This is a genomic window from Actinomycetota bacterium (assembly GCA_019347575.1).
GTDB lineage: Bacteria > Actinomycetota > Nitriliruptoria > Nitriliruptorales > Nitriliruptoraceae > JAHWKY01.
Genome location: JAHWKY010000003.1, coordinates 114,194 through 126,465 on the forward strand (window position 1 = coordinate 114,194; position 12,272 = coordinate 126,465).

General features: G+C 70.0%; 11 protein-coding genes. 9 read left to right on the forward strand and 2 right to left on the reverse strand.

What is annotated here, in order from left to right; all coding sequences use genetic code 11:
* Nucleotides 1-44 precede the first annotated feature (44 nt).
* From KY469_02790 to glnD, 7 genes are all read left to right on the forward strand, one after another.
* A complete protein-coding gene (locus tag KY469_02790) occupies nucleotides 45-440 on the forward strand; it encodes a cobalamin B12-binding domain-containing protein (GenBank protein ID MBW3662001.1) in 396 nt (131 codons plus the stop codon).
* A gap of 132 nt (nucleotides 441-572) precedes the next feature.
* Entirely contained in the window at nucleotides 573-1,742 is a 1,170-nt protein-coding gene (gene sucC, locus KY469_02795; GenBank protein ID MBW3662002.1) for an ADP-forming succinate--CoA ligase subunit beta, read from the forward strand.
* Entirely contained in the window at nucleotides 1,742-2,629 is an 888-nt protein-coding gene (gene sucD, locus KY469_02800) for a succinate--CoA ligase subunit alpha (GenBank protein MBW3662003.1), read from the forward strand. The genes sucC and sucD overlap by 1 nt, the downstream gene beginning before the upstream one ends.
* A gap of 75 nt (nucleotides 2,630-2,704) precedes the next feature.
* Entirely contained in the window at nucleotides 2,705-2,923 is a 219-nt protein-coding gene (locus KY469_02805; GenBank protein ID MBW3662004.1) for a type II toxin-antitoxin system VapB family antitoxin, read from the forward strand.
* Nucleotides 2,920-3,342: a PIN domain nuclease gene (locus KY469_02810; GenBank protein ID MBW3662005.1), complete on the forward strand. Its 423-nt coding sequence runs from the start codon at nucleotides 2,920-2,922 to the stop codon at nucleotides 3,340-3,342. The genes KY469_02805 and KY469_02810 overlap by 4 nt, the downstream gene beginning before the upstream one ends.
* Nucleotides 3,343-3,874: 532 nt before the next feature.
* On the forward strand, nucleotides 3,875-4,213 hold the full coding sequence (locus tag KY469_02815; protein ID MBW3662006.1) for a P-II family nitrogen regulator: 339 nt from the start codon (nucleotides 3,875-3,877) through the stop codon (nucleotides 4,211-4,213).
* Nucleotides 4,214-4,221: 8 nt separating this feature from the next.
* Nucleotides 4,222-6,756: a [protein-PII] uridylyltransferase gene (gene glnD / locus KY469_02820; protein MBW3662007.1), complete on the forward strand. Its 2,535-nt coding sequence runs from the start codon at nucleotides 4,222-4,224 to the stop codon at nucleotides 6,754-6,756.
* On the opposite strand, the gene KY469_02825 is transcribed toward glnD, so the two are convergent.
* Both KY469_02825 and KY469_02830 read right to left on the reverse strand, forming a co-directional pair.
* Nucleotides 6,749-8,026 carry a hypothetical protein gene (locus KY469_02825; protein ID MBW3662008.1) on the reverse strand — a complete coding sequence of 426 codons (1,278 nt, stop codon included), beginning with the start codon at nucleotides 8,024-8,026 and terminating at the stop codon, nucleotides 6,749-6,751. The two genes, glnD and KY469_02825, sit on opposite strands and share 8 nt — an antisense overlap.
* Before the next feature lie 23 nt (nucleotides 8,027-8,049).
* Nucleotides 8,050-9,438, reverse strand: coding sequence for a class II fumarate hydratase (locus KY469_02830; GenBank protein MBW3662009.1), 1,389 nt, complete (start codon nucleotides 9,436-9,438; stop codon nucleotides 8,050-8,052).
* Here KY469_02830 and KY469_02835 point away from each other — a divergent pair.
* Together KY469_02835 and ilvA are read left to right on the forward strand one after the other, a co-directional pair.
* Nucleotides 9,437-10,912: a M20/M25/M40 family metallo-hydrolase gene (locus KY469_02835; protein ID MBW3662010.1), complete on the forward strand. Its 1,476-nt coding sequence runs from the start codon at nucleotides 9,437-9,439 to the stop codon at nucleotides 10,910-10,912. The genes KY469_02830 and KY469_02835 overlap by 2 nt on opposite strands.
* A gap of 59 nt (nucleotides 10,913-10,971) precedes the next feature.
* A complete protein-coding gene (gene ilvA, locus KY469_02840; protein MBW3662011.1) occupies nucleotides 10,972-12,123 on the forward strand; it encodes a threonine ammonia-lyase in 1,152 nt (383 codons plus the stop codon).
* The last annotated feature ends 149 nt before the right edge of the window (nucleotides 12,124-12,272 follow it).

Sequence of the window (12,272 nt, forward strand, 5' to 3'; positions counted from 1 at the left end):
GCGCCACCCCGCATCCTTCCAGACCCGCGACAGGAGAGGCGAACGTGGCCGTCCGCGTCGTCGTGGCCAAACCCGGCCTCGATGGGCACGATCGAGGCGCCAAGGTCGTGGCTCGTGCGCTGCGGGATGCCGGCTTCGAGGTGATCTACACCGGTCTGCACCAGACGCCGGAACAGATCGTGAGCGCCACGTTGCAGGAGGACGCGCAGGCGGTCGGCCTGTCGATCCACTCCGGGGCGCACATGACGCTGTTCCCGAAGGTGGTCGAGCTCCTGCGCGAAGCCGGCGCCGAGGACGTCATCGTGTTCGGAGGCGGCATCGTCCCGAAGCCGGACATCCCCCTCCTCAAGGAGCAGGGGATCGCCGAGGTGTTCACCCCGGGCACGCCGATGAAGGCCATCGTCGACTGGGTGCGCGACAACGTTCCCGACCGCAGCTGACCGTGCAGTGCTCAAGTAGGCCGAGGGCCGGTAGCACAACCCAGAGTGCTCAAGTAGGCCGAAGGCCGGTAGCACAACCCAGAGTGCTCAAGTAGGCCGAAGGCCGGTAGCACAGAGATCAAGGAGGGCCTCGTGGACCTCGTCGAGTACCAAGGCAAACAACTCTTCCGCCGCAACGGCGTCCCGGTCCCTGCCGAGGGCCGGGTGTGCCGGACCATCGACGAGGTCGAGACCGCCGCGCGTGAGCTCGGCGGCACCGTCGTCGTCAAGGCGCAGGTGAAGACCGGGGGGCGCGGCAAGGCGGGAGGGGTCAAGCTCGCCAACGACGCCGATGAGGCGCGCTCGGTCTCCGAGGACATCCTCGGGCTCGACATCAAGGGGCACACCGTCAACGTCGTCTACGTGGAGCCGGCATCCGACATCGCCGAGGAGTACTACCTGTCGGTGATGCACGACCGCGTGAACAAGGGCTACCTCGTCATCTGCTCCGCGAAGGGCGGCGTGGACATCGAGGAGGTGAACCGCACCGATCCCGACGCCGTCGTCAAGGTCTCGCTCACCCCCAATGACACCACCGACGGTCTCCAACGCGACCGCGCCCTCGACATCCTGACCCAGGCAGCCATCCCGGAGGACGGCAGGGAGGCGGCAGCGGATCTGCTCGTGACCCTCTTCGACGCGTTCCGGGCGGAGGATGCGACCCTCTGCGAGGTCAACCCCCTGATCAAGACCCCCGATGGCCGCGTGATCGCCCTCGACGCCAAGGTCAGCCTCGACAACAACGCTGCCTTCCGCCACGGCGACTACGACGAGTGGAAGGTCGCCGGGCTGGAGGCCGACGATCCGCTCGAGGCGGAGGCCAAGGAGAAGGACATCCAGTACGTCAAGCTCGACGGCCAGGTCGGGGTCCTCGGCAACGGCGCCGGCCTGGTCATGGCGACGCTCGACGTCGTGGCACAACACGGGGGGCAGGCCGCCAACTTCCTCGACGTCGGTGGTGGTGCGTCCGCAGACGCCATGGCCGCATCGCTCGGACTCGTCCTGAAGGACCCCAGTGTCAAGAGCGTCTTCGTCAACATCTTCGGCGGCATCACGCGTGGCGAGGAGGTCGCCAACGGTATCGTGGAAGCGACCCGGCGCCTCGGCGACTTCCCTCAGAAGCTGGTGATCCGCCTGGACGGCACCAACGCCGAGCAGGGGCGTCGCATCCTCGAGGAAGCGGACCTGCCCAACGTCATCTCCGCCCCGACCATGGACGAGGCCGCCGAGCTGGCCGTCGCCCTCGCGAAGGAAGCCAGCTGATGAGCATCTACATCGGTAGTGACACGAAGGTCGTGGTCCAGGGGATCGGCTCCCAGGGGACCTTCCACGCCAAGCGCAACCTCGACTACGGCACCCAGATCGTCGCCGGTACCCACCCCAAGAAGGGCGGGACGACCTGGGAGGAGCTCGGCAAACCGGTGTACGCCACGGTCCAGGAGGCGGTCGAGGCCGAGGACGCGAACACCTCGATGGTGATGGTGCCCGCGCCCTTCACGAAGGACGCGGTGCTCGAGGCCCACGAGGCTGGCATCGACACCATCGTCGTCATCACCGAGGGTGTGCCGGTCCACGACATGACCGAGGTCTACGACGTCGTGGTACGGCGGGGGGGACGCCGGCTCATCGGTCCCAACTGCCCTGGGCTGATCAGCCCCGGCAAGAGCAACGTCGGGATCATCCCGGCGGACATCACCATGCCGGGCAAGGTCGGCCTGGTGTCGCGCTCGGGCACCCTCACCTACCAGATCATGCACGAGCTGGCGCAGGCCGGGATCGGCATCTCGACGTGCGTCGGCATCGGGGGCGACCCGGTGATCGGCACCCAGTTCATCGAGGTGATCGAGGCCTTCGCCGAGGACCCCGAGACCGAGGCCATAGCGTTCGTCGGCGAGATCGGCGGCAGCGAGGAGCAGCGCGCCGGCGAGTGGATCGCCGCCAACATCCCCGACACGCCGGTGGTGGGCTACATCGCCGGCTACGAGGCGCCGCCCGGCAAGCAGATGGGCCACGCCGGCGCCATCGTCAAGGAGGGCGGCCCCGGCGGCGAGTCCGCTGCCGAGAAGAAGCAGATCCTCGAGTCCCTCGGCATCGCCGTCGCCATGAACCCCTCCGAAGCGGCTTCGCTCATGATCCAGCGACTGGGTTGATCGAGGCACACCTCCGATGGGACTGCCTCGGCCCGCCTGTATATACTCGGCTAGTTCGTATATACGGAGGTCGTGGTGAGCAAGCGCTTGGTCGACATCGATGACGAGGTGCTGGAGTCCGCACGGCAGGTGCTCGGTACGGCGACCATCAAGGACACCGTCAACACCGCCCTGCGTGAGGCCGTCCACTCCGCTGCACGGCGCGAGGTGGTCGACCGGGCTGCGCTGAAGCGCTTCGCCCAGGCGACCAGCGATCTGCTCGATGACGACGTGATGGCTGCCGCGTGGCGGTGACGCCCGCGTCGTGGCTGATCGACAAGTCCGTCCTCGCCCGCATCCACCTCGAGGCCGTCGCCGATGCCGTCCTACCTCGCATCCGCGCCGGGGAGGTCGGTGTGTCCCTCGTCACCGAGCTCGAGGTCGGGTTCTCCGCCCGGTCGCACGACGACTACCGGTCGACGCGCGAGGACGTCATCGACCATCTGATCCCGGTGACCATGCCGGTCCGCGCCGAGCAGCGCGCCCGCGAGCTTCAGTTCGAACTGGTGCGACTGGGTCAGCACCGCGCCGTGAGCATCCCCGACCTGCTGCTGGCCGCCATCGCGGATATCGACGGACTCACGGTTCTGCACTACGACAGCGACTTCGATCTGATCGCCGGCGTGACTGGACAGACCACCGAATGGGTCGTGCAGCGAGGATCCATCGACTGATCCGCAGGGCCCTCCGCAGGTGACCCCGCGCGTGGGTGAGCCCCGGCCGTTGGGGCGACGGCCGGGGCTCGAAACCGGGACGCGTGGGGCACACAGCGTCAACCGGTTCGGGCGTCACCAGGGGGGTTGGTGATCGCCTCTCCGTGCCCAGCCGGTGGGGCGCCGGGTTGATGGGCACGTCCGCGACGGACGGGGTGATCCGTCATCACCCCTACCAACGAGCCGGAAGCGGAACCTGTGCCCCCCTGTGCGGCGAACGCACGGGTGGCGTCGGGGACGCGCACCCGAGTCGTCGGTGACCGTCGTGACCCCATCCTAACGAGGTTGGGCGGGCGAGGGAAGGTGACTCCGAGCAGGACCCACCTGGCCGACCTGCCGGTGCGGTCGGCGCACGGTTCCGGCCGCATGGCCGCCCCGACGGGCACATCCGGCGTAACAACGGCGAAACCGAGCAGCAACACCCGCGGAACTGCCATCCGGCACGCTGCGGCCCGCCGTCGGGTGACCCACCGGCCCCGCTCGAGGAGACGACGTGAAGCTCGTGACCGCCATCGTCAAGCCCCACAAGGTCGAGGAGGTCAAGGACGCCCTCCAGGAGATGGGCATCGAGGGCCTGACCCTGTCCGAGGTACGCGGGTACGGCCGTCAGCGTGGCCACACCGAGGTCTACCGCGGCGCCGAGTACCAGGTCGAGTTCGTCCCGAAGGCCCGCCTCGACGTGCTCGTCGCCGAGACCCGGGTCGACGAGGTCATCGAGACCATCATCACCTCGGCCCGCACCGGCCAGGTCGGGGACGGCAAGGTGTGGGTCTCGCCGGTCGAGCGGGTCGTGCGGATCCGGACCGGCGAGGAGGACCACGAGGCGCTCTGAGAGCCGCTGTGGCCGACGTCGCTGCAACCCTGCGCCAGGCGCGGGCGGAGCTCTGCGAGCACGGCCCACCAGCCGGGCGCGAGTGGTGCGAGGCCTGGACGGGTGCGGTCGACGACGGCCTCGTTCAGCTGTGGCGCTCGCTGGAGCTGCTCGGTCGTCTGACCGTCGTCGCTGTCGGCGGCTACGGACGCCGCGAGCTGTGCCCCGGTAGCGACATCGACGTGCTCCTGCTGCACGACCGCGTTAGCCACGAGGACCTCGAGGGCGCGGTCCGCGCCGTCGTCTACCCGTTGTGGGACGCCGGCTTGAAGGTCGGTCACGCCGTGCGTGACCGACGTCAGGCGGTCTCGATCGCCCTCGACGATGTCGAGGTCACGACGGCGCTGCTCGACGCACGCGTCGTTGCCGGCGATCCCCAGCTGCTGCACGACGCCCGCTCGACGGTGATCAGCAAGCTCAGGCGGCGGCCGGCGAGCTTCCTCGAGGCGCTACAGCGTGCCGATGCCGAGCGTCGAGCCCGCGTTGGCGACGCGGCCGAGGTGCTCGAGCCCGACCTGAAGAGGGGCGCGGGGACGCTCAGGGACGTGCAGTCGTTGCGCTGGGCCGCCGCCGCACTGCTGGGCGAGGCGGCGCTGGACCCACTGGTCAGTGCGCGCTACATCGGGGCGCCGGATCGCAGCCGTCTCGCGCGGGCGTACGAGACGTTGCTGGCCGCTCGCGTCGCCCTCCACCTCGAGGCCGAGCACCCCCTCGATCAGTTACGGCTCGATCTGCAACCGCGCGTCGCCGACCGCCTGGGCTACGACCCAGGCGGCACCGGCGGTGCGGATGCCTTGCTCCACGACGTCTTCCTCGCAGCCCGCACGATCGATCACATCCACCTTCGCGCGTGGACGGTCCTCCGTGCGGATGCGCTACGGGGCCGTCGCTTCCGTCGCACCTCGGAGCAGCGCGTCGGCCCGTTCGGGATCGTGGACGGCGTCCTGCGCGTCGAGGAGCCCGCGATCCACGACGACCCGACGATGCCGATCCAGCTGCTGGAGGTGCTCGCTGCTGAGGGTGCCGTCCTCGACCGCACGACCGCAGCGCGCCTGGCACGCAACGTCGAGGGGGCCGAACCGTTCGTCTGGACCACGGCGTCGCGGGACGCGTTCCTCCGCGTGCTGTGGCGGGGCGACGTGGCTCTCGCTCCGCTCGCCGAGTTCGACGACGTGGGGCTGCTCACCCACCTGCTGCCAGAGTGGGCGGCGCTACGGGGCAGGCCGCAGCGCAACCCCTTCCACCGCTTCAGCCTCGACCGCCACGCGCTCCACGCTTCGGCCGACCTGGCCGAGCTGGTCCGGCACGAAGCATGGGCGACCGCGACGCTCGGAGCGGTGGAGGACCGTGATGGGCTGATGCTCGGCGTGCTGCTGCACGATGTGGGCAAGGCACACGGCGAGCCGCACTCGGAGACCGGCGTACCGGTCGCTCGCGGCATCGTGGAGCGGCTCGGCTACGGGCCCCGGACGGCCGACTTCGTGGCGACGCTTGTGCGCCACCACCTGCTGCTGCCCGACGTGGCGACGCGACGCGACCTCGCCGAGCCGGGTCTGGTGGAGTCCGTCGCCGAGACCGTCGGCGACGCTCAGACCCTCGCGGCGCTGCACCTGCTCGCCGCCGCCGATGGCACCGCCACTGGCCCGACCGCGTGGACCCACTGGAAGGCGACCCTCGTCCGTCAGCTCGTACTGAAGGTGCGAACCGTGCTCGAAACCTCCCACCCCGACCTCAACGCTGACACCGCCGAGCGGACCGCCGTGGAGGCCCAGGAGCTAGCCCCGGGGCTCGGCGTCCCCGAGGACGTGATCCGTGAACACCTCACCCTCCTCCCGATCCGTTACGCCGCCGCCGTCACGCCCCGCGCGGCCATCCGGCACGCCGCTATGGCGGCCACCCCCCTCGACGCGACCCAGATCCGTACCCGCGTCACGCCCGGCGCCGACGGAGCCGAGTACGACGAACTCGATGTCGTCGCCCGCGATCGCACCGGGCTGTTCGCTCGCGTCGTGGGCGTGCTGGCGATCCACGACGGATCGGTCCTGGGAGCGCACGCGTTCACCCGTCGTGACGGAGTCGCGGTCGACACCTTCACCGTCGCGTGTCCCCGAGACGACCGCAGCGCCTGGTGGGCCGCGGTGGAAGGCGACCTCGGGGAGGCAGCCGCGGGACGTGTCGCGCTCCGGGCTCGCATCGATGCCAAGGCCGCGAGGCAGCGAGCGCGATCACGGCCGGCGCCGGACGTGGAGACGCGCGTCGGTGTCTACGCCGACGAGTCGGGGCGCACCACCGTCGTCGAGGTCCACGCGCCCGACCAGCCCGGTCTTCTGTTCCGCATCGCCTCCGCCTTCGCCGAGCTCAGCCTGGACATCGTCTTCGCTCGCATCACCACGCTGGGACCGCAGGCCGTCGATGTCTTCGGTGTCCGCGACGCGGCCGGCGAGCCGCTCGACGACGACCACGGCGCCGAGGTGATCCTCGCCCTCGAAGCGGTCCTCAACTGACGGCGGGGCGATCACGGGATCGTCGCCGCAGCACGGTCACCAGGCTCACCAGCGCCACGGACTGCAGCACGATGACGAACCCGACGGTCGGGAGGCGGAAGCGGGCATCGCCGAACGTCGCCAGGGTCAGCGCCACGAACGCGACGATGGGCCACACCGCTAGGAAGCCGCCGATGCGGGTCGCGGGGTCGCGGAGCGCGATCACGGCGCCAGCGAACAGCAGCAGCGTCGCCACGACGTAGACCGCCGCGCTGATCCCGCGATCGAGGGCGGTGAAGACGTCCGTTTCCCGCACCGACTCCGGGACCACGCGCCGCGGATCGACCCCGTGCGTGCTCGTCGTGCTGAGTGGGCCGGTGAACGGGGCGGTGTAGTACCACAGCTTCTTGGGCCACAACGCGACGGCATCGATCGGGTTCGCCAGCACCCATCGCATCGCGCACCGCAGCAGCTCGCGATCCTGACTCGGGGTCCGTGAGCGGTTGCTGCCCCACTCGCGGTCGCACGCGTCGTCGAGGACCCTGCCCGGGTAGTTGCCGGTCGCCACGCGACTGTTGCCCAGCACGACGTTCGCGCCCAGGTTGGTCGACAGGACGGGATGCCCCGTGGCCACCTGGTTGCGGAGGATGGCTGCGCCCGGTCCGACCGCGAGGGCCACCACGAGTGCGGCGACGATCGCGGGGCGTTGTCGCTGCCGCCACGCAACCCACGCCGTGAGCGGCACGGCCACCGTGAGCGCCTTGCTCTGCAGCGTCACCGCCAGCCCGAGCACGAGCACGCCGACCACCAGGGCCCACACCGCTCGCTCCGTCACGCCCCGGTGGATCAGGGCCACGCCGATGACGAGCAAGGCCAGCATCATCGGTTCGTAGGCGATCCACGCGGCCGTGCCGGTGATCGAGGGGTGCACGGCGAACACAACCAGGGCGGTCCACGCGACGAGGGAGCCGAAGGCTCTCGATGCGAACTCGTACAGGAACCAGCCGGACGCCGTGAGGATCGTCAGCTGCACCACCCCGATCGCGATGGTCGAGCCGGTCACCGCAAGGATGGCCGCGACGAAGATCGGGTAACCGGCAGGCCAGTACGGCAGCGGCTGGACCTCTGGGCTGAGCAACCCTTGTTCGCGGAACTGGCCCGCCAGGTCCAGGTACAGCGTCGCGTCACCCGGCTCCATCGGATCGGCGGCCACGAGCACCCAGACGAGTCGGTAGACGAACGACACCGCGAGCACCGTGAGCGCCACGTGGTTCCGACGGTCATGGTCCACGGTCTGCACCGTGCGCGCGATCGCTAGAGGATGCCGCCCTCCGCCATCCGCCTGTAGTCGAGAACGCGGTCCAGAACGTCCTCCGGAACACCGTCCTCGATCGCGACGTCGCGCAGCGTCCGGTCCTCGGCGTGCGCCTTCTTCGCGAGACCGGCCGAGCGTTCGTAGCCGATCTCGGGGACCAGCGCGGTGACCTGCATGAGGGAGCGCTCGACGAGCTCGCGGCCGCGCCCCGTGGCCTGCGTACCGGCGAGGCACTTGTCGACGAACAGGCGGCTCACGTTGGCGAGCAGGTGGGTCGACTCCACGACGTTGCGAGCCATCAACGGGATCATGACGTTGAGCTCGAGCTCGCCCGAGAGCCCCCCGACGGTGACCGCTGCGTCGTTGCCGATCACCTGCGCGCCGACCTGACGCACCGACTCGGGGATCACCGGGTTGACCTTCCCCGGCATGATCGACGAACCGGGCTGGATCGCGGGGAGCTGGATCTCGGCGATGCCGGTCCGCGGGCCCGACGACAGCCAGCGCACGTCGTTGGCGATCTTGATCAGGCTCACCGCGATGGTGCGCAGTGCACCGGACAGATCGACGAGCGCATCCCGCGAGCCCTGCGCCTCGAAGTGGTCCTCGGCCTCGCGGAAGGGCAGGCCGGTGCGCTCGGCGATCAACTCGATGGTCCGCGCGGCGAACCCCGGTGGGCAGTTCAGTCCGGTGCCGACGGCGGTGCCGCCGAGCGCGAGCTCGTACACGTTCTGGAGTGAGCGGTGCAGCCGTTCAACCGCGAGCTCGATCTGCCGGGCGTAGCCGGCGAACTCCTGCCCGAGCGTGACGGGTGTCGCGTCCATGAGGTGGGTGCGGCCGGGCTTGACCTCGTCGGACCAGGCGTCCGCTCGCGATCGCAGCGCCCCGGCGAGGTGCTCCAGCGCAGGGACGAGTTCCTCGGCCACGAGTGAGGCGCACGCGATGTGCACCGCGGATGGGAAGGTGTCGTTGGAGGATTGGCTGGCGTTGACATGATCGTTGGGATGGACCCGCGTCGAGTCCAGGTCCTCGCCGAGCAGCTGCTTGGCCCGGTTGGCGATCACCTCGTTCACGTTCATGTTCGTGGACGTGCCCGAGCCGGTCTGGAACGTGTCGATCGGGAAGTGGTCGTCGAGCTGCCCCGCGATGACCTCCTCGGCAGCTTCGCGGATGACCTTCGCGAGCTCGGTGTCGAGCACGCCGTCCTCCTCGTTCGCCGTCGCGGATGCCCACTTGACGATCGCGAGAGCGTGGACGACGTCGGCTGGCACCGGCTGGCCGCTGACCGGGAAGTTCTCGACCGCGCGTTGCGTGGTGGCGCCCCACAGGGCGTCCGCGGGGATCTGCATCTCGCCCATGGTGTCGTGAGCGGTGCGGTACTCGGCCATGGCGGCGGCTCTCCTCGGTCGAGGTGTGGCTCTCGGGGTAGGGACCACTTCACCCTACCCAGCGGCTGCGCCCCGGACCTCGCCGTACAGCGCCGTACGGCGGACGACTAGCCTCGACCTCCGACCGGAGGGCGCGGTGAGCACGATCGTCGATGAGGTCACGGATCTGCTGCAGCACCTGATCCGCAACGCCTGCGTCAACGACGGGTCACGTGACTCCGGCCATGAGGCGCGCAACGTCGACGTGCTGCGTGGCTTGCTCGACGGGCCGGGGCTCGACCTCGAGACGTACGAGCCCGTGCCGGGGCGGCCGAGCCTCGTCGCTCGCATCGCCGGGAGCGATCCCGCCGCGCCCTCGCTCATGCTGATGGGCCACACCGACGTCGTCCCCGCCAACCCCGACCGGTGGCGCCACGATCCGTTCGGCGGCGAGCTCGTCGACGGGTTCGTGTGGGGCCGCGGGGCGGTCGACATGTTCAACCTCACCGCGACCATGGCCGTGACCGTCAAGGAGCTCGCACGCACCGGGTTCCGTCCCCGCGGCGACCTGGTCTACCTCGCGGTGGCGGACGAGGAGGCCGGCGGGACGCACGGGGCGGAGTGGCTCGTCGACCACGAGCCCGACGCGGTACGCACCGACTACGTCGTGACCGAGTTCGGTGGTCAGCGCTTCCCCCTGGGCGACGGACCACCCACCCTCCCCATCACCGTCGCCGAGAAGGGTCCCCACTGGACCGAGATCCACGTGACCGGGACACCGGGACACGGGTCGATGCCGCTGCGGACGGACAACGCGGCCGTCACGGCGGCGGAGGTGGTCGCCCGGGTCGCCGCCTACCGACCCCCTGCGGTGCTCACGGAGGTGTGGCAGGGTTTCGTGTCGGGGCTCGCGTTGCCCGAGGAGCTGCGGCAGATGCTGCTCGACCCCCTCCAGCTCGACGACGTGCTGGAGCAGCTGCCCGATATCGGGCTGGCTCGCTTCGCGCACGCGTGCACGCACACGACCTTCTCGCCCAACGTGGTCGTGTCGGGCACCAAGGTCAACGTCATCCCCGACCGCGCCACCGTGCAGGTCGACGTGCGCGCGCTGCCAGGCCACGACAGCAACGACATCCGCGCGATGCTCGAAGAGGCGCTCGGGGATCTCGCCGACCGCTGCGAGATCGTGTTCGCGTTCGATCAGGTCGCGTCAGCATCACCCACGGATACGCCGCTGTGGGACGTGTTGTCGCAGCGGGCCGCGGAGCTCGTCCCGGGGGCCAACGTCGTGCCGTTCCTCCTCCCCGGCGCGACGGATTCGCGCTACCTGCGGCGGCTCGGAGCCATCTGCTACGGCTTCGGGCTCTACACCGAACGCATCCCCTTCGACGATTTCGCGACGATGTTCCACGGTGACGACGAGCGCATCGACGTCGGATCGCTCGACCTCACGACGCAGCTGTGGCTGCGCACCGTGCGCGACATGCTGGAGTGAGCGTGGAACTGGTCGACGTGACCGCCGTGGAGACCGCGCGTGAGCGGTTGGCAGCGGTCATGCAACCCACTCCGATCGAGCCGTCGCGTGCGCTGACCGAGCTCGTGGGCGCCGAGGTGGTGCTCAAGTGCGAGAACCTGCAACGCACCGGCTCGTTCAAGCTGCGGGGCGCCTACAACCGCATCGCCCAGCTCACCGAGGACGAGCGCCAGCGCGGTGTCGTATGCGCGTCGGCCGGCAACCACGCCCAGGGGGTGGCCCTCGCCGCTCGCCTCCAGGGCGTCGAGGCCACCGTGTTCATGCCCGAGCAGGCGCCACTACCCAAGGCAGAGGCGACCGCGGCGTACGGGGCGCACGTCGAGTTCGTCGCGGGTCCCTTCGACGCCAGCCTCGAGGCAGCGATCGCGTACGCCGAGGAGAAGGGCCTGGTCTTCGTCCACCCCTTCGACCACCCCGACATCATCGCTGGCCAGGGGACGCTGGGCCTCGAACTGCTCGATCAGATGCCCGAGCTGGGCTCCGTCGTCGTGCCCGTAGGTGGGGGAGGGCTGATCTCGGGTGTCGCCACCGCCATCAAGGCCCGCCGTCCCGAGGTGACCGTGGTGGGCGTCCAGGCGCTCGGAGCGGCGTCCTTCCCGGCTTCGCTCGAGGGAGGCGCTCCCCGTGCGGTCACGGAGGTAGACACGATCGCCGACGGCATCGCCGTCAAGGAGCCAGGCGAGCTGACCCTCGCCCACGTCCGCGATCGGGTGGATCGGGTCGCCACCACCTCCGATGACGCCATCGCCCGAGCCGTCGTGCTGCTGTTGGAACGGGCCAAGCTCGTCGTGGAGCCGGCCGGCGCCGCGGGTGTCGCGGCGCTCCTCGACGGCGACCTCGACCTGCGGCCTCCGATCGTGGCGGTGCTGTCGGGCGGCAACATCGATCCTCTCGTCATGCAGCACCTGGTGACCTCGGGCCTGACGGCAGAGGGGCGCTACTTCACCTTGCGGACCCGCATCGTCGACCGCCCCGGGGCGCTGCATCGCATCCTCGGGCTGATCGCGGCGGAACGGGGCAACATCGTCGGTGTGGAGCACCACCGCTTCGGACGCCGACTGCGCCTGGGTCAGGTCGAGGTGGTCGTCGAGCTCGAGACCCGCGGACCCGAGCACATCGCCCACCTCCGTCAGGTCCTGCAGGACGCCGGCTACCCGATCGTGTCCTTCTGAGGACCCCTGCACCAGAACGCCCCGTATCCGGTGGTTCCTGGTGTGGTGGGTGGCGGGGCGGCCCGTGAGCCCCAGAACCCGCGTATCCGGTGGTTCTGGATGCGCGGTGGTGGGTGGGGCGGGCCGTGGGCCCCCAGAACCCGCGTATC